Source organism: Streptomyces tubercidicus (assembly GCF_027497495.1).
Lineage (GTDB): Bacteria > Actinomycetota > Actinomycetes > Streptomycetales > Streptomycetaceae > Streptomyces > Streptomyces tubercidicus.
Window position 1 is genome coordinate 2,879,288 of sequence record NZ_CP114205.1, and the last position, 21,448, is coordinate 2,900,735.

Sequence of the window (21,448 nt, forward strand, 5' to 3'; positions counted from 1 at the left end):
GGATCGTCCTCCGCAAGACTGCACAGGCGCAACTCCAGAACTGGAAAATGAACTTGACCGCGGTCGCAGGAGGGGCGAGGTCGTGAGCGCGACGAGCTACGACGGATATGAGGGGCTGAACCGGTTAACACTGGACCGGGCCGGCCAGGCCGAGGCGTTCAACGCCATCGGTGACCGGTACGACAACGCCTTCCCGCACAAGGAGGGCCAGCTGGCCTCGGGCGCCTGGCTGGCCGACACCCTGCCGGCCGGTTCGCGCGTCCTGGACCTCGGATGCGGTACCGGCCTGCCGAGCGCCCGCCAGCTCGTGGACTCCGGGCACCGTGTCGTCGGTATCGATCTCTCCCCCTCGATGGTCAGACTGGCCCGGCAGAACGTCCCGGACGCCGACTTCCACCGGCTGGACATCGCCGATCTGCGCGGCGGCCGGCTCGGCGGCACCGGCTCCTTCGACGGTATTGCCGCTTTTTTCTCCCTGCTGATGCTGCCCCGTGCCGAAATCCCTTACGCACTGGGCATGCTGCATGATCTGCTACGTCCTGAGGGGCTGCTCGCCCTGTCGATGGTCGAGGCGGATGTGGACGACTTCACGATTCCGTTCCTGGGCAACTCGGTCCGGGTATCGGGTTACCTGCGGGACGATCTGCGCCGGGTCGTACACGACGCGGGTTTTGACGTCGTCGGGGAAGATGCCTACGCATACGCCCCGTCAAGTACGGACGTACCACCCGAGATCCAGCTCTTTCTGCACCTGCGACGCGCTTGAGACGCAGCGCGTCGGGCGTGGCCGCACGGGCGGCGCGCTCGCAACGCGGCGCGTCGGGCGCACAGCCCCGGACGGATGGAATCCCACGCGTGACGGAGCACCCCACCTCCCACGAATCGCGGCAGTCGGCCCCGACCGCCGCGTCCTCGCTGTCCCCTGCCCGGGGACCGGCCGGGACGGCGCCGCTCGGCGCGGTCCCCGACCCGCGCAGCGCCCCGCGGCAGCCCGGCCCGGCCGGCTGCATTCCGGTGCCCGGCACCGGTTTCGCGGTGCGCGGCGGTGACGACATAGGTCTCGCCGGTGTCACCGTCACGGCCTCGGCGGGCACGCCGGCCGGCCATGACGACGGCGAGCCGGCCGCGGACCACGGCACGGCGCGGCGGGACCCGTCGGCGGACGCGGACCGCGCCGCCGCCGGGCACTCCGGCGGGCGTGCCACCGAGCACACCGCCACGCACCGCGGCGGCCATCCCGCCGCACGCGACGCCTCGGTCCCGTATGGGGAGGCGTACGGCGACTCGTACGGGGAGGTTTCCATGGCTGCGAGCGGACGGCCGGACGGCGCGGACCGGGAGACGGCCCGTGCCGGACGGCGGGTGGCGCAGGGCGCGGTGGGCCGCGCCGAGGCGCCCGAGCCGGGCGAGGAGCCGCGCCACGGGCCGCGCCCGCGCCATGGGGGTGAGGGCGTGGGGCGGCCGCGGGAGGCCACCGGGGCGCAGCCGTCCGCACCGGCCGGGCCGCCGCCGGTTCCGCCGGCCCGGTCCGCGCATCCGGGCGAGAGCGGTGAGGTGGCCGCGGCCCGTCAGGCCGGCGGCGACCGGCTGCGCTTCATCGGGGCGGCCACCCGGCGGATCGCCCGGGGTATCGACCTCGACGAGATCGTGCTGGGGCTGTGCCGGGCGACGGTGCCGACGTTCGCCGACGCGATCCTGGTCTATCTGCGCGATCCGCTGCCGGTGGGCGATGAGCGGCCGACCGGGCCGGTGGTGCTGCGGCTGCGCCGTACCGACCGGATTCCGGAGGAGCCGGACACCAATGGCGCCCGGCTGCCGGTGCTGCCCGCGCAGCCCGATCTGGGCCCGGCGATGGGCGGCAGCGCGGCGGAGCTGGCCGAGGTGGAGCCCGGCGGTCCGCTGGCCGAGGTGCTGCGCGGCGTACGGCCGCTGTTCGGGGAGGCGCAGGCGGCGCGGACGGCGCTGCCGGAGCTGCTGGGGCCGGATCCGCGGCTGCCCGGCGGGCACCGGGTGATCCTGGCGCCGCTGCGCGGCCGCCGCCGGGTGATCGGCGCGGCGGTGTTCCTGCGCCGCCCGGACCGGCCGGCGTTCGAGCCGGACGATCTGCTGGTCGCGGCGCAGCTGGCGACGCACACCGCGCTGGGTGTGGACAAGGCGGTGCTCTACGGCCGTGAGGCGTACATCGCCGACGCGCTGCAGCGCACGATGCTGCCGGACTCGCTGCCGCAGCCCACCGGCGTCCGGCTGGCCAGCCGCTATCTCCCGGCCGCCGAGACGGCCCGGGTGGGCGGCGACTGGTACGACGCGATCCCGCTGCCGGGCAGCCGGGTGGCGCTGGTCGTCGGCGATGTCATGGGGCATTCGATGACCTCGGCCGCGATCATGGGCCAGCTGCGGACCACGGCCCAGACGCTGGCCGGGCTGGATCTGCCGCCGCAGGAGGTGCTGCACCATCTCGACGAGCAGGCCCAGCGGCTGGGCACGGACCGCATGGCGACCTGCATGTACGCGGTCTACGACCCGGTCGCGCACCGGATCACCATCGCCAACGCGGGGCATCCGCCGCCGGTGATGCTGCACCGCGGCGGGCGCGCCGAGGTGCTGCGGGTGCCGTCGGGTGCGCCGATCGGTGTCGGCGGGGTGGACTTCGAGGCGGTGGAGCTGGACGCCCCGGCGGGCGCCACGCTGGTCCTGTATACGGACGGTCTGGTCGAGTCGCGTATCCGGGACGTGTGGACCGGCATCGAGCAGCTGCGGGAGCGGCTGGCGGAGACGGCCCGGCTGACGGGTCCCAATCCGCCGCCGCTGGAGCCGATGTGCGACGAGGTGCTGGACATGCTGGGCCCCGGCGACCGCGATGACGACATCGCGCTGCTGGCGGCCCGGTTCGACGGGATCGCGCCCAGCGATGTCGCGTACTGGTATCTGGACCCGAAGGCGCAGACGGCCGGTCAGGCCCGGCGGCTGGCCCGGCGGGCGCTGGCGCGCTGGGGGCTGGAGGAGCTGACCGATCAGCTGGAGCTGCTGGTCAGCGAGGTGGTGACGAATGCGGTGCGGTATGCGGAGCGGCCGATCACGCTGCGGTTGCTGCGAACGGACGTACTGCGCTGCGAGGTCGGTGACGACGTACCGCAGCTGCCGCGGCTGCGGCAGGCCCGGCCGTCGGACGAGGGCGGGCGGGGTCTGTATCTGGTGAACCGGATGGCGCGGCGCTGGGGCGCGACCCGTCTGAGCATGGGAAAGGTCGTCTGGTTCGAGCTGTCGATGCCGCCGGGGACGCCGCGCCGCTGAGGTCTGCCGGGCGCCCGGCACCCGTCCCATATGTTGGACCCCGTCTGAGACCGGACGGGGTCCAACTCTTGCCGACATGCCGTCGGAGGAGTTGACTGCTTGGGTGAGCGTAAGGGACTGACTGCCCCAAAACGGGACTGACCGACCCTCGCTCCCCGTCGTCGAAACAGGAGGCGCTCCTCCATGACCAGCACCGCGCACAACGTCCCGCGCACAACGAACAACGCCGGCGTTCCGGTGGAGAGCGATGAGCACTCGCTCACTGTGAGTCCCGACGGCCCCATCCTGCTCCAGGATCACTACCTCATCGAGAAGATGGCCCAGTTCAACCGCGAACGGGTACCCGAGCGGGTGGTGCACGCCAAGGGCGCCGGTGCGTACGGCTTCTTCCAGGTCACCAACGACGTCAGCCAGTTCACCAGGGCGGATCTCTTCCAGCCGGGCAAGACCACCGAGATGCTGGCCCGCTTCTCGACCGTCGCGGGTGAGCAGGGCTCCCCCGACACCTGGCGCGACCCCCGCGGCTTCGCGCTGAAGTTCTACACCGAGGACGGCAACTACGACCTGGTGGGGAACAACACCCCGGTCTTCTTCGTCCGGGACACGATCAAGTTCCAGGACTTCATCCGCTCGCAGAAGCGCCGTCCGGACAACGGGATGCGCGACAACGACATGCAGTGGGACTTCTGGACGCTCTCGCCGGAGTCCGCGCACCAGGTGACCTGGCTGATGGGCGACCGCGGCATCCCCAAGAGCTACCGCCACATGAACGGCTACGGCTCGCACACGTATATGTGGGTCAACGCCGGCGGCGAGCGGTTCTGGATCAAGTACCACTTCAAGACCGACCAGGGCATCGACTTCCTCACCCAGGAGGACGCGGACCGGATCGCCGGCGAGGACGGCGACTACCACCGGCGTGATCTCTTCGAGGCCATCGATGGCGGCAACGCCCCGTCGTGGACGCTGTATGTGCAGGTCATGCCGTTCGCGGACGCCCCGGACTACCGGTTCAACCCGTTCGATCTGACCAAGGTGTGGCCGCATGGCGACTACCCGCTGATCGAGGTCGGGCGGATGACGCTCAACAAGAACCCCGAGGACTACTTCATCCACATCGAGCAGGCGGCGTTCGAGCCGTCCAACATGGTGCCGGGTGTCGGTCCCTCACCCGACAAGATGCTGCTGGGCCGGCTCTTCTCGTACGCGGACACCCACCGGTACCGCATCGGCCCGAACTACGCCCAGCTGCCGCCCAACCGGCCGCATGTGCCGGTCCACTCGTACGCGAAGGACGGCCCGATGCGGTACGAGCCCTCCCGCGCGGCCCGGCCGTACGCCCCGAACAGCTACGGCGGCCCGGCGGCGGACACCCTGCGCTACGGGGAGCCCGCGGGCTGGGAGACCGGCGGCGAGATGGTCCGCGAGGCGTACACGCTGCGCCGTGACGACGACGACTTCGGCCAGCCGGGCACGATGGTCCGCCAGGTCCTCGACGACGCGGCCCGCGACCGGCTGGTCGGCAATGTGTCCGGCCATCTCCTCAACGGCGTCAGCCGTCCGGTGCTGGACCGCGCGCTCCAGTACTGGCGCAATATCGACAAGAACGTCGGCGACCGGATCGCCCACAAGGTGAACGGCGGCTGATACCCCGCTTCCCCGCGTACGCAGACAACCGCGGCCCCCACCGGCGAGGTGGGGGCCGCGGTGCGGTGTGCCGGGACCGGCGTCAGTTGAAGTCGGTGAAGCTGTTGGGCTTGTTGCCGACGTCGGCGCCCCCGCCCGGCGGCTTTTCGGTGTTGCCGCCGTTTTCACCGCCGTCTTCCCCGCCGGGCGGCGAGGAGCCCGGGTCGCTCGGGGTGGCCGGGTCGGACGGCTTGCCGCTCGCGGTGTCCGTCGGACGCCCGCTCGGGCTCGACGGGGTCCCCGACGGCGTCTGGCTCGGCTTGTCGGACGGCGTCGGGGAGGTCGACGGGGTGTCGCTCGGCGTCGGCGGAGGGGTCGACGGGATCGCGGCACCGAGATCGGTGTCGAGGTCGAATTCCGCTCCGGCGTCGCCGCCCAGCGCCGACTCCGTGTAGTCGGCCCACACCCGGGCCGGGTAGCCGCCGCCGTTGACCCGGCCGCCGCCACCGGTGCCCTTGAGGCTGACCTGGGCGCCGCCCTTGGGGGACTCACCGAACATGCCGACCGCGGTGACCAGCTTCGGCGTGTAGCCGACGAACCACGCCGACTTGTTGTCGTCGGAGGTACCGGTCTTGCCGGCCGCCTCGTACGCCGTGTTCCGCACGGCCTCCGAGGCGGTGCCGTCGCTGACCACACCGGTCAGGACCGAGGTGAGGGTGTCGGCGGTGCGGCGGCTGAGGACCTGGTCGCCGATCGGGTCCTTGAGCGGGACCTCGGTCTCCACGCCGTTGACCGGGTGCACCGCCTTCTTGACCAGGGTCGGGGTGACCTTCTTGCCGTGGTTGTCGAGCGTGGCGTAGACCCCGGCCATCTGGAGCGGGCTGGCGCCCATGGTGCCCAGGGTCATCGCGGGCTTGGTGTCGATCTTGGAGCCGTCCATGCCCAGGCTGACCGCGGTCTTCTTGATCTCCTCCAGGCCGACATCCGCGCCCATCTGCGCGAAGACCGCGTTGACGGAGTTGTTCATCGCCGTCTGGACGCTGATCTTCCCGTACGTGTGCTCGTCCTCGTTGGGCGGTGCGAAGCCGATGTCCCCGCCGACGACCGGGCGGCGGTTACGGCCGTCGTAGATCGTGTTCGGGGTGATCGGGTTGCCGTCCTGGGTGACCTCGTTGTTCTCCATGGCCGACGCCAGGATCAGCGGCTTGAAGGTGGAGGCGGGCTGGTAGTCGGAGCGCGTGGCGTTGTTCGTGTAGTGCTTGGGAGGGCCGTCGCCGCCGTACATCGCCACGATATGGCCGGACTTGGGGTCCACCGAGGTGGCCCCGAGCTGGGCGTCCGCGTCGACCTTGCGCTTCTTGGGGTCGAGGTCGTCGCTGAGCTTGTGCTTGACGGACTTCTCCAGCGCCTGCTGCTTTTTCTTGTCGATGCCGAGGGTGACGGTCCAGCCGCCGGCCTCGAATTCGGTCTCGTCGACGCCCTGGGCGAAGAGCTCCTGCTTGGCCTGCTTGACCAGGTAGCTGGTCTGGCCGCTCAGGCCGGGCAGCGGCTTGGGGGGCTTGGGGTTGACGAAGGTCTGCTTGGCACGGTCCGCCGCGGAGAGCCACTTCATCTCGACCATGTTGTCGAGGGTGTACGCCCAGCGCTCCTTGACCCGCTTCTTGCCGGCCGGGGTCGCGGTGGAGATGTCGTACTGGCTCGGCGCCTGGAGCAGCGAGGCGAGGTAGGCGCCCTCCGAGACGGTGAGCTTCTCGACGTCCTTGCCGTAGTACGCCTGGGCCGCGGCCTGGATGCCATAGGCGCCGCGGCCGTAGTAGCTGGTGTTGATGTAGCCCGCGAGGATGGCGTCCTTCTTGAACTTCTGGTCCACCTTGAGCGAGATGACGATTTCCTGGAGCTTGCGGGAGACCGTCTGCTCCTGGCTCAGGTAGTAGTTCTTGACGTACTGCTGGGTGATCGTCGAGCCACCCTGCTTGCCCTGGCCCCGCAGGGTGTTGAGCACACCGCGCAGGGTGCCCTTCAGGTCGACGCCGGAGTCGTCGTAGAAGGATTTGTTCTCCGCGGCGACGAAGGTGCGCTGGACGTCCTTGGGTATGCGGTCGAGCGGGACGGTCTCCCGGTTGACGTCGCCGACCCGCGCCATGACCTTGCCGTCGGCGTACTTGAAGACATTGGACTGCAGCTTGGCGGCGCTGTTGCCCTTGGGGATGTCCACGTACAGATACAGGCCGATGAAACCGAGGATGCCCAGCAGGCACACCCCGAGGAAGGCTCCGAGGAGCTTCTTCCAAGTGAAGAAGCGGCGTATGCCGGACTTCTTGTCTTTCGGCTCGGTCCGGCGGGCGCTCCCCTGCCGCGCCCGTCTCGCTTCCGCTCGGCCCATCGCTTCAGCAACTCCAGTCGTTCCGCCCCCAGCTAACTCAGCTGTTGAAGCTAACACCGCATCTATAAACAAATACTCATCGATCAAGGCTTTTCCTGACGTGACAAACAGCACCTCTCACGACGGAACCATCGGGTCGGTATTGCCCGTCGCCGCCCCCTCACCTGGGGCCTTGTCGCGCAGACCTGCCGCAGACCTGCCGCAGAGCACTGGACGCCGACGCTCGACGGCGGTTAAAGTGTTATCACTTTGCTAGACCAGTGACATCGCCAAATGCGGTGGACATCACCCACCGCGCCTGGAGAAACGGGGGACCCCTATGTCCGAGCAGACACCGGCCGACCGCACCGGCGGCCCCGGCGACGACCTCACCGTCGACGCCCCCGAAATGCCCCGACCACAGGTCCGGGAGGTCCCGGCACACAGCATCGGCGGCGGGCTGGGACTGCTGCTGACCGTGCTCGGTGTCGCGCTGGGCATCTGCCTGGCGGCCGTCGGCGGCATACTCGGCTCCGGCGGCAATGACGCGGCCGCCATCCCGATGGCCATCGGCGGCGTCGTGCTCGTGCTCACCTCGTTGTTCTGCATGACCGGCGTGAAGATGGTCGAGCCCGGCGAGGCCCGTGTCATCCAGCTCTTCGGGCGCTATGTCGGCACCATCCGCACCGACGGACTGCGCTGGGTCAACCCGCTCACCAGCGCACGGGAGATCTCCACCCGGGTGCGCAACCACGAGACCGCGGTCCTGAAGGTCAACGACGCCTACGGCAACCCCATCGAGCTGGCCGCGATCGTGGTCTGGCAGGTCGAGGACACCGCCCAGGCGCTCTTCGAGGTCGACGACTTCCTGGAGTTCGTCGCCACCCAGACCGAGGCGGCCGTCCGGCACATCGCGATCGAGTACCCCTATGACGCACACGATGAGGACGCCCTCTCACTGCGCGGCAACGCCGAGGAGATCACCGAGAAGCTGGCCCTGGAGCTGACCGCCCGGGTCCAGGCCGCCGGCGTACGGATCATCGAGTCCCGCTTCAGCCACCTCGCCTACGCCCCCGAGATCGCCTCCGCGATGCTCCAGCGCCAGCAGGCCGGTGCGGTGGTCGCGGCCCGCCAGCAGATCGTCGAGGGCGCGGTCGGCATGGTCGAGCAGGCGCTGGCGCGGATCAACGAGCAGGGCATCGTCGAGCTGGATGAGGAGCGCAAGGCGGCCATGGTGAGCAATCTGATGGTGGTGCTGTGCGGCGACCGGGCCGCGCAGCCCGTGCTGAACACGGGCTCGCTGTACCAGTGAGTGACGACGCCCCGGAGGGGCCCGGCGCCGAGAGCGAGCGGGCCCCCGCGCGACGGCCGCAGCAGCGCAAGCAGGTGCTGCTGCGGCTGGACCCGTTGATCCATGACGCACTGGCCCGCTGGGCCGGGGACGAACTGCGCAGCGCCAACGCGCAGATCGAGTTCCTGCTGCGCAAGGCACTGTCGGAGGCGGGGCGGCTCCCCCGGGGCGCGGGGGCGATCCCGCGGCGCGGGCGGCCACCCAAGACGCAGGAGCCGGACCCGCCCAAGACGCAGGAGCCGGAGGCGCCCCAGGGCTGATCCGGTGTCGGCGCGCCCGGCGGCCGCACCCCCTCCCTCCCCCCTCTTCCCTCCGCTCCCCTCCGCGAAGGCCGCACCCGCCACGGAGCATCACACCTATACATCACGTGTATACACCTCATGTAGAGTGCTCGGCATGCCCACAGGACACACAGGGCGATGCCCCCTGCCCGCACTCCCGGAGGCCCTCGGATGACCTCGTCCGGTTCCCTGCTCGACGCCCGCGCGCTGCACAAGGCGTACGGCGCCACCCCCGCGCTCGCCGGCGCGGACTTCTCCCTCCACCCCGGCGAGGTCGTCGCCGTCATGGGCCCCTCCGGCTCCGGCAAGTCGACCCTGCTGCACTGCCTCGCCGGCGTCATCCGTCCGGACTCCGGCACCATCCGCTACGGCGAGCGTGAACTGACCGCCATGAGCGACGCCCGGCGCAGCGCCCTGCGCCGCACCGACTTCGGCTTCGTCTTCCAATTCGGCCAACTCGTACCGGAGTTGACCGCAGTGGAGAACGTCGCACTCCCCCTGCGCCTGAACGGCACCCCACGCAAGGACGCCGAACGCCGGGCCCGCGAGTGGCTGGAGCGCCTGGAGGTCGACGACGTCCGGGGCAAGCGGCCCGGCGAGGTCTCCGGCGGACAGGGCCAGCGGGTCGCCGTCGCCCGTGCCCTGGCCGGCACCCCCCGGGTGGTCTTCGCCGACGAGCCCACCGGCGCCCTGGACTCGCTCAACGGTGAGCGGGTGATGACCCTGCTGACCGAGGCCGCCCGCGACACCGGGGCCGCCGTCGTCCTGGTCACCCACGAGGCCCGGGTCGCCGCCTACGCCGACCGGGAGATCGTCGTCCGCGACGGCGTGGCCCGGGAGACGGCGGGTGCGGTATGAGGGCCCGCAGCCTTGCCATGGGCGTACGCTTCGCGGCCGGCGGCGGCCGCGAGGGCTGGGTCCGTACGGTCCTGACGGCCATCGGGGTGGGCCTGGGGGTGATGCTGCTGCTCGGCGCCGCCTCGGTCCCGCACATCCTCGACGCCCGGGAACAGCGCGGCGAGGCCCGGACGGCCGTCTCCAACAAGCAGCCGGTCAAGCGCTCCGACTCGACCCTGCTGTACGGCGGCGCCGAAACCTCCTTCCGCGGCCGGCGGATCACGGGCGCGCTGCTGCGCCCCGACGGTCCCCGCGCCCCCGCCCCGCCCGGCGTACGCGAACTGCCGCGCAACGGCGAGATGGTGGTCTCCCCCGCGCTCGCGGAACTGCTCTCCTCGCCGGAGGGCAAGCTGCTGCGCGAGCGGCTGCACTTCACCACCGTCGGCACCATCGCCGAGCCGGGCCTGGTCGGGCCGGGCGAGCTGGCGTATTACGCGGTCAGCGACGCCCTCACCACCGAGCGCGGCGCCCACCGTATCGACGGATTCGGCAGCCGGAGCGAGTCCCCGACGATGAATCCGGTGCTGCTGGTGCTGATCATCGTGGCCTGTGTGGTGCTGCTGATGCCGGTGGCCATCTTCATCGCCACCGCGGTCCGCTTCGGCGGCGAGCGGCGCGACCGACGGCTGGCGGCGCTGCGGCTGATCGGAGCCGACACCCGGACGGTGCGCTGGACGGCCGCCGGGGAGGCGCTGTTCGGCGCGGTCTGCGGGCTGCTGCTGGGCACCGCGATGTTCCTGGCCGTACGGCCGGCGGTCGGCTCGCTCACCTTGTGGAACGTCAACGCCTTCCCCGGCGACATCACGCCGACCCCGGCCCTGGCGGCGCTGGTCGCCCTCGCCGTCCCGCTCTGCGCCGTCGGCGTCACCCTCTTCGCACTGCGCGGGGTGGCCATCGAACCGCTGGGTGTGGTGCGCAACAGCGCCGGACCGCGGCGCCGGCTGCGGTGGCGGCTGCCGGTGCCGCTCGTGGGCATCGCCCTGCTGCTGGCCAACGGGCCGGTCGGCGACGGCGACGGCGGAGGGATCAACCCGTATCTGATCGCGGGCGGCGCGGTGCTGATGCTGTTCGGCATCGCGCTGCTTCTGCCGTGGGTCGTCGAGGCGGCGGTGGGGCGCTTCACCGGCGGCCCGGTGCCCTGGCAACTGGCCACCCGCAGGCTCCAGCTGGGCAGCGGAGCCGCGGCCCGCGCGGTCGGCGGCATCACCGTCGCGGTCGCCGGGGCCATCGCCCTCCAGCTGTTCGTCTCCGCGAACCAGCAGGACTTCATGAAGGTCACCGGGCAGGATCCCCACCGGGCTCAGCTGAGTGTGACGCTGCCGTCCCACGACGTCGCCACGGCCCGGAAGATGATCGACCAGCTCCGCCGCACCGAGGGCGTACGCGGCGTCATCGCGACCATCGAGGCATACGTCTGGCGGCCCGGCCCGTTGCGCAAGGGCGAGGACTTCGCCCCGATCACTTCGCTCACCGTCGGCGACTGCCCCACCCTGGGCGAGCTGGCGCACACCGGCTCCTGCAAGGACGGCGATGTCTTCGTCGTCAAGGACGGCAGCGGCCTGGTCGACAGCGACTGGATCTTCAAGACCGCGCGGCCCGGCGCCCGGGTGCAGCTGAACGACGCGGACGTGCACACCGGCGAACACGACCGCGGCAGGCGACTGTGGACCATTCCGAAGTCCGCCCGCATCATCGACTCCCGCAAGGACCCCTCGGGCGAGACGGCCTCGGGCGTCTTCGCGACCCCGGGCGCCCTGGACACCACCGCACTGGACACCACCGCGCTGGACGACCCGACGGCCCGCGCGATGGTGAAGACCGATCCGCGGGTCGGCGACGCCGCCGAGTACGTACGCAACACCGCCGCCCGGATCGACCCGCTGATGAGCGTCGGCACGCTGCAGAATTTGGAGCGCGACAAGCAGTACTCCAGTGTGCGCACCGGGCTGCTGGTCGCCGCCGCCGCGACGCTGGCGCTGATCGCCGCCAGCATGCTGGTGACGACGCTGGAACAACTGCGCGAGCGGCGCCAGCTGCTGTCGGTGCTGGTGGCCTTCGGCACCCGGCGGGCGACGCTCGGCTGGTCGGTGCTGTGGCAGACCGCGGTCCCCGTCGCCCTGGGGCTCGCGCTGGCGCTGGCGGGCGGTGCCGGGCTGGGCGTGGTGCTCGTCAGGATGGCGGGCAAGTCGACCTTCGACTGGTCGGTGGTCTGGCCGCTGCCCGCGGCCGGCGCCGCACTCGTCCTGCTGGTCACCCTCTTCAGCCTGCCGCCGCTGTGGCGGATGATGCGCCCCGACGGGCTGCGGACGGAGTGACCGGTGTCCCGGGGCCCGCAGAGAAGGGCCCCGGGACCACCTCTATACAGCGCGTGTATACACCGGTGAAACACCCCCGAGTAAGGTGGTCCGCATGTCAATCGGTCATACGCTGCTGGGCCTCCTGGAGTCCGGCCCCCGCCATGGCTACGACCTCAAGCGGGCCTTCGACGAAAACTTCGGCCAGGACCGCCCATTGCACTACGGGCAGGTCTACTCCACGATGTCCCGGCTGCTGAAGAACGGGCTGGTCGAGGTGGACGCCGTGGAGGCCGGCGCCGGCCCGGAGCGCAAGCGGTACGCGATCACCGACGCCGGTGTCACCGACGTCGCCCAGTGGCTGGCCCGCCCGGAAAAGCCCGAGCCGTACCTCCAGTCGACGCTCTACACCAAGATCGTGCTGGCCCTGATGACCGACCGCAACGCCGCCGAGCTGCTGGACACCCAACGCACCGAGCATCTGCGGCTGATGCGCGGACTGACCGAGCGCAAGCGCAGCGGCGACCTCGCCGACCAGCTGATCTGCGACCACGCCCTGTTCCATCTCGAAGCCGATCTGCGCTGGCTGGAGCTGACCGCCGCACGGCTGGACAAGCTGGCGGAAGCGGTCCGCCCGTGACACCGGAGGGATCTCTGCTCGCGGCGGAGGGGCTGCACAAGGCGTACGGGGAGACACCGGCGCTGGACGGCGCGGAGTTCTCCATCCACCCCGGCGAGGTCGTCGCCGTCATGGGGCCGTCCGGCTCCGGCAAATCGACCCTGCTGCACTGTCTGGCCGGGATCATCAGCCCGGACGCCGGCACCGTCCGCTACGGCCCGTACGAGCTGACCGGCCTCAGCGACGCACAGCGCAGCGCCCTGCGCCGTACCGACTTCGGCTTCGTCTTCCAATTCGGCCAGCTGGTACCGGAGTTGACCGCGCTGGAGAATGTCGCACTGCCGCTGCGGCTGAACGGCACCAAGCGCAAGGAGGCCGAGCGGCAGGCCCGCGAGTGGCTGGAGCGCCTGGAGGTCGACGACGTCCGGGGCAAGCGGCCCGGCGAGATATCCGGCGGCCAGGGCCAGCGGATCGCGGTCGCCCGCGCCCTCGCCACCCGCCCGCGGGTCGTCTTCGCGGACGAGCCCACCGGCGCTCTGGACTCCCTCAACGGCGAACGCGTGCTGACCCTGCTGACCGACGCCGCCCGGGAGACCCACGCCGCGGTGGTCCTGGTCACTCACGAGGCCCGGGTCGCCGCCTACTCCGACCGGGAGATCGTCGTCCGCGACGGCAGAATCAAGGACATGCTGGCGGGCTTGATATGAGCCCGCTGCGCCCGCCCGCCCAAGACGGCGGCGGGCACGGCGACCACGGCGCGCCCGCCACACCCCCGCCCGCGTCCGCCCCGCGCTCCGGCCCCGGCGCCTGGGCCCGTGACCTGACGATGGGGATGCGGTTCGCGGCCGGCGGCGGCCGCGAGGGCTGGATCCGTACGGCGCTGACCGCCGCCGGTGTCGCGCTGGGCGTGGCCGTGCTGCTGCTCGGCGCGTCCGTGCCGGGCCTGATGGACGCCTGGCACGGCCGGGAGAAGGCCCGCGAGAACCTGGGCCAGGCGCACGAACCGCCGCCCGCCGACGACACCCTCCGCTACACCTCGACCGACACCGTCTTCCACGGTGCGCCGGTCCGTGGCCGCCTGGTGCGCCCGGACGGCGCCCATCCGCCGGTGCCGCCCGGCATCCGGCAACTCCCCGGCCCCGGCCGGATGGTGGTCTCCCCGGCGCTCAAGGAACTGCTGGACTCCCCCGGGGGCGCGCTGCTGCGCGAGCGGCTGCCGTACCGGGTGGCCGGCATCATCGGCGACGAGGGGCTGCGCGGCCCGCAGGAGCTCACCTATCTCGCCGGGAGCGCCACCCCCCTCGCCGCGCCCGACAGCTATCGCATCGACCACTTCGGCAAGGAGTGGGACCCGCAGCCGATGCGGGCGCCCGCCGTGGTCCTGGTGATCATGACGTGTGTGGCGCTGATGACGCCGGTGCTGGTCTTCATCGGCACCTCCGTACGGTTCGGCAACGAGCGCCGGGAGCGCCGGCTGGCCGCGCTCCGGCTGGTCGGCGCCGATGTCCGGACGACCCGCCGGATCGCCTCCGGGGAGGCGCTGTTCGGCTCGCTGCTGGGGGTGGTGGCGGGCGGGGCGCTGTTCCTGGCCGGCCGGCAGTGCGCTTCGGTGATCACGCTGTGGGACATCAATGTCTTCCCCTCGGACGTGACCCCGGCGCCGCCCGCCGTGGCGCTGATCGCGCTGCTGGTGCCGACGGCGGCGGTAGCGGTGACGCTGTTCGCGCAGCGCGGTGTCACCATCGAGCCGCTGGGCATCATGCGCCGCCGCCCGCCGGTCCGCCGCCGGCTGTGGTGGCGGGTGGCGCTGCCCGCCGTGGGCACCCTGCTGCTGGTGCCGCTGGCCTGGGCGTCCCCCTGGCGGGACACCCCGGTCAACACCGTCCGGCTCGCGGCCGGTGCGATGCTGCTGCTGCTCGGCGTCACCGCGCTGCTGCCCTGGCTGGTCGACGCGGTGGTCGGGCGGCTGCGCGGCGGCCCGGTCTCCTGGCAACTCGCCGTCCGCCGCCTCCAGTTGAACAGCAGCTCGGCCACCCGCGCGGTCAGCGGCATCACCGTCGCGGTGGCCGGTGCCATCGCGATCCATATGCTGCTGACGGGCATGCAGTCCGGTTTCGCCCAGGCGTACGCCGAGTCCGGCAGGCAGCCGCGGATCGGTCTGTGGGGCACGGCCCACGACTGGCCGCACACCCAGCGGGCGCTCACCGCACTGCGCGCCACCCCCGGCGTGACGGCGGCCCGCGGCACGATCGACACGAACGCCAACCTGCTGACCGCTCCCGGGCGGCCCCGGCCCGTCAACCGCGTCGTGACGATCGCCATCGGCAGCTGCGCCGAGCTGCGCACCCTGGCCCGGCTGGACTCCTGCCGGGACGGCGAGGTCTTCCTCACCGGCGCCCGCGGCCGGGTCCGGGGCCCCGCCCTCACGCCCGGCGCGACCCTCGACCTCAACCCCCCGTACACCGAGGGCGATCCGGTACGGCCGGACCCCTGGAAGATCCCCACGGCGTCGGGCGACGCCCGGCTGCGCCACTCCGGGCGCGCCCCCGGCAGCATCCTGTACGACCTGCTGGCCACCCCCGCCGCGGTCGACATCGGCCGCTTCCGGTACCCCAGCGCGGAGTACCAGGTCGACTTCGACCGCGGCACTCCGGACGCGGTGGAGCACATCCGCAACACCGCGGCCCGTATCGACCCGGCGATGGCCGAGCACTCCTCGGTCGACAACCCGCATGACGCGCAGTACTCCAGCGTCCGCAACGGCCTGTTCGCGGGCGCCGCGATCACCCTGCTGCTGATCGGCTCGGGCCTGATCATCTCCACCGTCGAACGGTTCCAGGAGCGCCGCCGGGTGCTGTCCACCCTCGATGCGTACGGCACCCGGCGCAGCACCCTGGGCCTCGCGGTGCTCTGGCAGACCGCCCTCCCGGTCGTCCTGGGCCTGGGCCTGGCGCTGGTCTGCGGGCTGGCGCTGGGGGCGCTGCTGCTGACGATGACCGGCAGCGCGGTGACGGTGGACATCCCGGTGGTGGCGGGCATGGCCGGCATCGGCGGCGGCGTGATCCTGTTCGTGACGGCGCTGAGCCTGCCGCCGCTGTGGCGCCTGATGCGGCCGGATGGCCTGCGTACGGAGTGAATCTGCGAGATCATTCCGGCACCGCAGTGCACACCAACTGCCCAAGGGGGGCCCTCCATGCGCCGACTCGTCTACTGCATCGCTTCCAGTCTCGACGGCTTCATCGCCGGCCCCGACGGCGCGGACCCGACCGGTCCGGACGGCTTCTGGCCGATCGCCGACGACTACGTCAAGCACCTGGCCGCCGAACTCCCGGAAGTCCTGCCCGTCCACGCGCGGTCGGCGCTCGGCATCACCGACGAGGCCACCCGCTTCGACACCGTCCTGGAGGGCCGCCGCACCTATGACATCGGCCTCCGGGCCGGGATCACCGACGCCTACCCCCACCTGCGGCATCTGGTCTTCTCCCGGACCCTGACCGAGAGCCCGGACCCGGCGGTGGAGCTGGTGGCCACCGACCCGGTGGCGAAGGTACGCGAGCTGAAGGGCGCGGACGGCAAGGACATCTGGCTGCTGGGCGGCAGCGAACTCGCCGGTGCGCTCTACCCGGAGATCGACCAGCTGATCGTCAAGCTGAGCCCGCTCACCCTCGGCAGCGGCATCCCGCTCTTCTCCCGGGACACCCCCTTCGATCCGCAGACCTGGGAACTGACCGAACACACCGTCCTGCAGAGCGGCGCGGCCTTCCTGACGTACACGCGCCCCTGACCCTCACCCCTGCACGATCCGCACCGGCAGCCCCCGCAGCGCCTCCCGCAGCGCCGCCGCGAACTCCTCGAACTCCTGTTGGCGGGCGGCGCCCGTCCGCATGGCCAGGGCGATGGTCCGCGAGGGGGCCGGATCGGCGAAGTAGCCGGTGGTGAGCTGGTCGTTGCGGCCGGTCTCGACGCGGAGCGCGGTGCGGGGCAGCAGGGTGACGCCGAGTCCGCCGGCGACCAGCTGTACGAGGGTGGACAGGCCCGCCGCGCTGGTCGTCACCGGGGTGTTCTCGTCGCGGCCGGCCTCCCGGCAGATGTCCAGCGCCTGGTCGCGCATGCAGTGGCCCTCGTCGAGCAGCAGCAGATCCAGTTCCTGGAGGGCCTGGCGCGGGATGTCACCGCGGCCGCCGAGCCAGTGGTCCTTGGGGGCGACCAGCACGAAGTCCTCGTCGAAGAGCGGGAGTTCGGCGACCTGCGGGACGCCGAGGGGGACGGCGAGCAGCAGCAGGTCGAGGCGGCCATGGGCCAGGCCGTCCAGGAGGGAGGCGGTCTGCTCCTCGTGCACCTGGAGGTCCAGGTCGGGGTAGGTCTCATGGACCAGCCGCAGCACGGCCGGCAGCAGATACGGGGCGACGGTCGGGATGACGCCGAGCCGCAGGACGCCGGTGAACGGCGCGCGGGCCGCCTCCGCCTCCTCCATCAGATCCCCGACGGCCTCCAGGACCACCCGGGCCCGCGCGGCCACCCGCTCCCCCGCGGGCGACAGCAGCACCTTGCGCGTCGTACGCTCCAGAAGCTGCACTCCCAGGGTCTCCTCCAGTGTGGAGACCGCTCCGGACAGCGCGGGCTGGCTCATCCCGATCTCGGCCGCCGCCTCCCGGAAATGCAGATGCTCGGCCACCGCCGCGAACGCCCGCAGCTGGGACAGGCTGGGCAGGCGCGGCCGGCCGCCCTGACTCGCCGGTGAAGCCACTGATAACCACCTCCGATCAACATCAACCAGTCTAGCTATTTCCCTGATCAATGCCTCTTGTGCCACTGTGTGAGCCGTCCAAGCCTCAAGGAGAGTCCCCAAAAAGGACTTTCTGCGCAACAAGGAGAGTACGTGCTCACTGTCGGTGACAAGTTCCCCGAGTTCGACCTGACCGCCTGCGTCTCGCTGGAGAAGGGCGCGGAGTTCGAGCAGATCAACCACAAGACCTACGAGGGCAAGTGGAAGATCGTCTTCGCGTGGCCCAAGGACTTCACCTTCGTGTGCCCGACCGAGATCGCCGCCTTCGGCAAGCTGAACGACGAGTTCGCCGACCGTGACGCCCAGATCCTCGGCTTCTCCGGCGACTCCGAGTTCGTGCACCACGCCTGGCGCAAGGACCACCCGGACCTGACCGACCTGCCCTTCCCCATGCTCGCCGACTCGAAGCACGAGCTCATGCGCGACCTGGGCATCGAGGGCGAGGACGGCTTCGCGCAGCGCGCCGTCTTCATCGTCGACCAGAACAACGAGATCCAGTTCACCATGGTGACCGCCGGCTCCGTCGGCCGTAACCCCAAGGAGGTCCTGCGGGTCCTGGACGCCCTGCAGACCGACGAGCTGTGCCCCTGCAACTGGTCCAAGGGCGACGACACCCTCGACCCGGTCGCGCTGCTCTCGGGCGAGTGACACTCCGCTAGCGAACTGGAGGCTGATCTGACATGGCTCTCGACGAACTGAAGTCCGCGGTCCCGGACTACGCCAAGGACCTCAAGCTGAACCTCGGCTCGGTCATCGGCAACAGTGACCTGCCGCAGCAGCAGCTCTGGGGCACCGTGCTGGCCTGCGCGATCGCCTCGCGCTCGCCGAAGGTGCTGCGCGAGCTGGAGCCGGAGGCGAAGGCCAACCTCTCCGCCGAGGCGTACGGCGCCGCCAAGTCGGCCGCGGCCATCATGGCGATGAACAACGTCTTCTACCGGACCCGGCACCTGCTGTCGGACCCGGAGTACGGCAACCTGCGCGCCGGTCTGCGGATGAACGTCATCGGCAACCCGGGCGTGGACAAGGTCGACTTCGAGCTGTGGTCGCTGGCCGTCTCGGCCATCAACGGCTGCGGTATGTGCCTGGACTCGCATGAGCAGGTGCTCCGCAAGGCCGGTGTGGACCGCGAGACGATCCAGGAGGCCGTCAAGATCGCGTCCGTCCTGCAGGCCGTCGGCGCCACCCTCGACGCCGAAGCCGCGCTCGCCGAGTAATTCGGTACCCGCGGACCCCCGCAGCACAGAACCCCCGCAGACCTGGTGTCTGCGGGGGTTCTGTGCGTCCGGCGGGCGCCGGGGCTACTCGCGGGGCCCCTCGGCCGGGCGGGGCGCCGGGGGCGGCGTGGGGGCCACGCTGATCGCGGTGGCGCCGCGCGGGGCCACCGACATCCGCAGCGCCTGCTCCCTGGAGTACGAACGGAGGTAGCCGACCACCGTGTTGGTGACCGCCACCAGGGGCACCGCGACGACCGCCCCGCCGATGCCCGCGATCAGCCCGCCGGCGGCCACCGAGAGGATCACCGCCAGCGGATGCACCCGGACCGCCCGGCCCAGGATGAACGGCTGCAGGACATGGCCCTCGATCTGCTGGACGGCCAGCACCACCGCCAGCACCATCAGCGCGGTGAACACCCCGTTGGCGACCAGCGCGATGACACAGGCCAGCGCGCCCGAGACCACCGCACCGACCAGCGGGATGAACGCGAACAGGAAGATGAAGACGGCGAGCGGGACGGCCAGCGGCACATTGAGGAAGTAGAGCCCGATGCCGATGAAGATGGCGTCGATCAGGGCGACGACGACCGTGCCGCGCACATAGGCGGTCAGGGTGCGCCAGGCCCGCGGCCCGGCCCCGGCGACCCCCTCGCGGGCCGCGCTCGGGACCAGCTTGAGCAGCCAGTTCCAGATCCGGCGGCCGTCGTAGAGCAGGAAGAGCGTGGTGAACATCGCGAGCAGGATGCCGGTGAACACCTCCAGGATGACGGTGACACCCTCCAGCCCGGCCGAGGTGATCGCCTCGGTGTTGGCGCCGACCGCATCCTGCAGATTCGTCGCGATGTGGTTGATCTGACTCTCGGTCACATGGAACGGGCTCTTCAGCAGCCATTCCTTGAGCTCGGTGATGCCCTCCTGGATGCGGCTGGAGACCGAGTCGATGTTGTCCTGGACCTGCCACACGACGAACCAGCCGACCAGGCCCATGATCACGAACCCGCTGATGAAGGTCAGCGCGGTCGCCGGGCCGCGCGGCAGCCCGCGGGCGCGCAGCCAGCCCACGCTGGGCTGGAGCATCGCGGTGATCAGCGTGGCCGCGATGAAGGCCAGCACGACCAGTTCGATGGTGGTGATGGCGCGCGCCAGCACCCACAGCGTCGCGGCCAGTACCAGCAGCCGCCAGCCCGCCTCCGCGGCGACGCGTACGCCCCACGGCACCGCGTCGACCGGATCGGGGCGGGCCGTAACGGCCGGGGCGTACGCGGGCGGTGCGGGCACCGACTCCGGCGGGGGGCTCGCGGCCGGCCGGGGCTCCTGCTCCACCCCGGGCCCCGGCACCCCGTCGCCTGCCGTCGGCAGCTGCGTACGGGGGACGGTGAGCGTGCCCACCGGACGGTCACCCACCGGATGTTCGGCCACCTGGCCGTCGTTCGCCGGGCCATCGGCCGCGGGGGCGTCCGCGTGCCCGGCACGCCTCAGCTCATCCGTGTCGCCGGCGGAAGCCGCCGCAGCCTCCGCGCGGCGGCGCTGGTCCTCCAGCCGCTGCGAGAGCCGCGTCAGACCGGCGCCGAGGCCACCGACCCACTGAGGCAATCTGGACATGTCCTTCCTCTTCCCCTCCCACGCGCCACAACCTGACGGCACGACGTTACCTGTGCTGCACGCGCGAAACCCCCGACGCGGGCGCGTTCGGGGGTTTCGGAAGTGCTGTGGTGCGGCTTACGGCCTAGTACCAGCTGTTGGCCTGCCAGAACGACCAGGCACCGCACGGGCTGCCGTAACGGTCGTTCATGTAGTTCAGGCCCCACTTGATCTGGGTGGCCGGGTTGGTCTGCCAGTCAGCACCGGCCGAGGCCATCTTGGAGCCCGGCAGCGCCTGGACCAGCCCGTAGGCGCCCGAGCCCGCGTTGGTGGCCTTGTAGTTCCAGCCGGACTCGTGGTCCACGATGTTGCTGAAGCACTGGAACTGGTCGCTCGCCATCATCTGGCGGGCGATGCCCTGCGTCTCGGCGATGCTGTAGGAGCCCTTGGAGACGAAGTCGCTCGCGTCGCGCGTGGCGGAGCGGGATGCGACCTGCTCCTTCTCACGCTTCTTGGCTTCCTTCTTCGCCTTCGCCTCGTCCGCGGCGTCCTTCTTGTTCTGCGCGGTCTCAGCGGCTGCCTTACGGGCCGACTCCTGCGCAGACTTCAGCGCTGCCGCGTCCGCCTGGGTGGACTGGTCGTCCGCCTGCTGCGTCAGGGAAGCCGTCTGCACCTGTGCCTGTGCGCCCGCGGGGATATCAGCGATCGTCGCGTCGGCAGCGGCCGCCTCGGTGTCGTCGACCGAGACGCCCTCGTTGCCTGACGCGACGCCGACCACGGCGCCGACGGCGGTGACCGCGGTGGCGGATGCCACGGCGAATCCCCGGACCGAGATCCGGCTCACACGTTTTCCTTCCAGCGTCGCCCGCATAGGTGACCTCGCGGACGCAATCGTGCCCCTGACGCTGGCCTCCCCTTGTTCCGGGCCCGGTTGAACGGATGGGTCCGGCTGGTCACGGGAGGCACTGGCCCGGTACGTCCCCCTCGGGGTCCGCGTGGTTCTTCGGGCGGCATACGGCGACTCGCTATGAAGTTTCTGGTTGGTGCTACGCCCTCCGGTTTCACCTTCGTTCGACCGGAGGCACCCCCTGAGGGGCATGGGTTGCCGTATGCGGGGCCTGACAGGACCCAGACTCTGCCCGACCC

At 71.2% G+C, this 21,448-nt stretch carries 17 protein-coding genes; 13 read left to right on the forward strand and 4 right to left on the reverse strand.

Annotated elements, in window-relative coordinates; translation table 11 throughout:
* The first annotated feature begins 82 nt into the window (after positions 1 to 82).
* The 3 genes from STRTU_RS12215 to STRTU_RS12225 all read left to right on the forward strand — a co-directional run bounded on the left by STRTU_RS12215 (position 83) and on the right by STRTU_RS12225 (position 4,938).
* The gene (locus STRTU_RS12215; RefSeq protein ID WP_159743568.1) at positions 83 to 766 is read left to right on the forward strand and encodes a class I SAM-dependent DNA methyltransferase; all 684 of its coding nucleotides are present in this window, start codon (positions 83 to 85) and stop codon (positions 764 to 766) included.
* Between the two features lie 89 nt (positions 767 to 855).
* Positions 856 to 3,291, forward strand: coding sequence for a SpoIIE family protein phosphatase (locus STRTU_RS12220; RefSeq protein WP_159743569.1), 2,436 nt, complete (start codon positions 856 to 858; stop codon positions 3,289 to 3,291).
* A 183-nt stretch (positions 3,292 to 3,474) separates the two neighbouring features.
* Positions 3,475 to 4,938: a catalase gene (locus STRTU_RS12225; RefSeq protein WP_159743570.1), complete on the forward strand. Its 1,464-nt coding sequence runs from the start codon at positions 3,475 to 3,477 to the stop codon at positions 4,936 to 4,938.
* 82 nt (positions 4,939 to 5,020) lie between these two features.
* On the opposite strand, the gene STRTU_RS12230 is transcribed toward STRTU_RS12225, so the two are convergent.
* Complete coding sequence (locus tag STRTU_RS12230) at positions 5,021 to 7,300, reverse strand: transglycosylase domain-containing protein (RefSeq protein ID WP_159743571.1); 2,280 nt, start codon at positions 7,298 to 7,300, stop codon at positions 5,021 to 5,023.
* Positions 7,301 to 7,619: 319 nt separating this feature from the next.
* On the opposite strand from STRTU_RS12230, the gene STRTU_RS12235 reads away from it, so the two are divergent.
* The 8 genes from STRTU_RS12235 (at position 7,620) to STRTU_RS12270 (ending at position 16,505) form a co-directional block, all read left to right on the forward strand.
* Positions 7,620 to 8,591: an SPFH domain-containing protein gene (locus STRTU_RS12235; protein ID WP_159743572.1), complete on the forward strand. Its 972-nt coding sequence runs from the start codon at positions 7,620 to 7,622 to the stop codon at positions 8,589 to 8,591.
* A complete protein-coding gene (locus tag STRTU_RS12240; protein WP_159743573.1) occupies positions 8,588 to 8,890 on the forward strand; it encodes a type II toxin-antitoxin system antitoxin in 303 nt (100 codons plus the stop codon). Before STRTU_RS12235 ends, STRTU_RS12240 begins: the two co-directional genes overlap by 4 nt.
* Before the next feature lie 192 nt (positions 8,891 to 9,082).
* Positions 9,083 to 9,769 (forward strand): ABC transporter ATP-binding protein, encoded by a 687-nt coding sequence (locus STRTU_RS12245; RefSeq protein WP_159743574.1) that lies wholly within the window; start codon positions 9,083 to 9,085, stop codon positions 9,767 to 9,769.
* Between the two features lie 17 nt (positions 9,770 to 9,786).
* Positions 9,787 to 12,123 carry an FtsX-like permease family protein gene (locus STRTU_RS12250; RefSeq protein ID WP_269777352.1) on the forward strand — a complete coding sequence of 779 codons (2,337 nt, stop codon included), beginning with the start codon at positions 9,787 to 9,789 and terminating at the stop codon, positions 12,121 to 12,123.
* Positions 12,124 to 12,217: 94 nt separating this feature from the next.
* Positions 12,218 to 12,742: a PadR family transcriptional regulator gene (locus tag STRTU_RS12255; protein WP_159743576.1), complete on the forward strand. Its 525-nt coding sequence runs from the start codon at positions 12,218 to 12,220 to the stop codon at positions 12,740 to 12,742.
* Positions 12,739 to 13,428, forward strand: a complete 690-nt coding sequence (locus STRTU_RS12260; RefSeq protein ID WP_159743577.1) for an ABC transporter ATP-binding protein — start codon at positions 12,739 to 12,741, stop codon at positions 13,426 to 13,428. Before STRTU_RS12255 ends, STRTU_RS12260 begins: the two co-directional genes overlap by 4 nt.
* Positions 13,425 to 15,857 (forward strand): FtsX-like permease family protein, encoded by a 2,433-nt coding sequence (locus STRTU_RS12265; protein WP_159743578.1) that lies wholly within the window; start codon positions 13,425 to 13,427, stop codon positions 15,855 to 15,857. The genes STRTU_RS12260 and STRTU_RS12265 overlap by 4 nt, the downstream gene beginning before the upstream one ends.
* A 57-nt stretch (positions 15,858 to 15,914) precedes the next feature.
* Positions 15,915 to 16,505 (forward strand): dihydrofolate reductase family protein, encoded by a 591-nt coding sequence (locus STRTU_RS12270; protein ID WP_159743579.1) that lies wholly within the window; start codon positions 15,915 to 15,917, stop codon positions 16,503 to 16,505.
* Between the two features lie 3 nt (positions 16,506 to 16,508).
* Here the strand turns inward: STRTU_RS12270 and STRTU_RS12275 are convergent, their stop codons facing one another.
* Positions 16,509 to 17,468, reverse strand: a complete 960-nt coding sequence (locus tag STRTU_RS12275; protein WP_159743580.1) for a hydrogen peroxide-inducible genes activator — start codon at positions 17,466 to 17,468, stop codon at positions 16,509 to 16,511.
* 132 nt (positions 17,469 to 17,600) lie between these two features.
* On the opposite strand from STRTU_RS12275, the gene STRTU_RS12280 reads away from it, so the two are divergent.
* Together STRTU_RS12280 and STRTU_RS12285 are read left to right on the forward strand one after the other, a co-directional pair.
* Positions 17,601 to 18,155, forward strand: coding sequence for a peroxiredoxin (locus STRTU_RS12280; RefSeq protein ID WP_086718420.1), 555 nt, complete (start codon positions 17,601 to 17,603; stop codon positions 18,153 to 18,155).
* 32 nt (positions 18,156 to 18,187) lie between these two features.
* Positions 18,188 to 18,721 carry an alkyl hydroperoxide reductase gene (locus STRTU_RS12285; RefSeq protein ID WP_085926748.1) on the forward strand — a complete coding sequence of 178 codons (534 nt, stop codon included), beginning with the start codon at positions 18,188 to 18,190 and terminating at the stop codon, positions 18,719 to 18,721.
* 84 nt (positions 18,722 to 18,805) lie between these two features.
* Here STRTU_RS12285 and STRTU_RS12290 read toward each other — a convergent pair whose 3' ends face one another.
* On the reverse strand, positions 18,806 to 20,323 hold the full coding sequence (locus STRTU_RS12290) for an AI-2E family transporter (RefSeq protein WP_167539135.1): 1,518 nt from the start codon (positions 20,321 to 20,323) through the stop codon (positions 18,806 to 18,808).
* 124 nt (positions 20,324 to 20,447) lie between these two features.
* Entirely contained in the window at positions 20,448 to 21,146 is a 699-nt protein-coding gene (locus STRTU_RS12295) for an aggregation-promoting factor C-terminal-like domain-containing protein (protein ID WP_159743581.1), read from the reverse strand.
* Between the last annotated feature and the right edge of the window lie 302 nt (positions 21,147 to 21,448).

Excerpts from the sequence above, each read along its gene's own strand:
- STRTU_RS12225 (WP_159743570.1), top strand. The coding sequence starts at position 3,475 with ATGACCAGCACCGCGCACAACGTCCCGCGCACAACGAACAACGCCGGC.
- STRTU_RS12230 (WP_159743571.1), bottom strand. The coding sequence starts at position 7,300 with ATGGGCCGAGCGGAAGCGAGACGGGCGCGGCAGGGGAGCGCCCGCCGG.
- STRTU_RS12235 (WP_159743572.1), top strand. The coding sequence starts at position 7,620 with ATGTCCGAGCAGACACCGGCCGACCGCACCGGCGGCCCCGGCGACGAC.
- STRTU_RS12245 (WP_159743574.1), top strand. The coding sequence starts at position 9,083 with ATGACCTCGTCCGGTTCCCTGCTCGACGCCCGCGCGCTGCACAAGGCG.
- STRTU_RS12250 (WP_269777352.1), top strand. The coding sequence starts at position 9,787 with ATGGGCGTACGCTTCGCGGCCGGCGGCGGCCGCGAGGGCTGGGTCCGT.
- STRTU_RS12255 (WP_159743576.1), top strand. The coding sequence starts at position 12,218 with ATGTCAATCGGTCATACGCTGCTGGGCCTCCTGGAGTCCGGCCCCCGC.
- STRTU_RS12265 (WP_159743578.1), top strand. The coding sequence starts at position 13,425 with ATGAGCCCGCTGCGCCCGCCCGCCCAAGACGGCGGCGGGCACGGCGAC.
- STRTU_RS12270 (WP_159743579.1), top strand. The coding sequence starts at position 15,915 with ATGCGCCGACTCGTCTACTGCATCGCTTCCAGTCTCGACGGCTTCATC.
- STRTU_RS12285 (WP_085926748.1), top strand. The coding sequence starts at position 18,188 with ATGGCTCTCGACGAACTGAAGTCCGCGGTCCCGGACTACGCCAAGGAC.
- STRTU_RS12290 (WP_167539135.1), bottom strand. The coding sequence starts at position 20,323 with ATGTCCAGATTGCCTCAGTGGGTCGGTGGCCTCGGCGCCGGTCTGACG.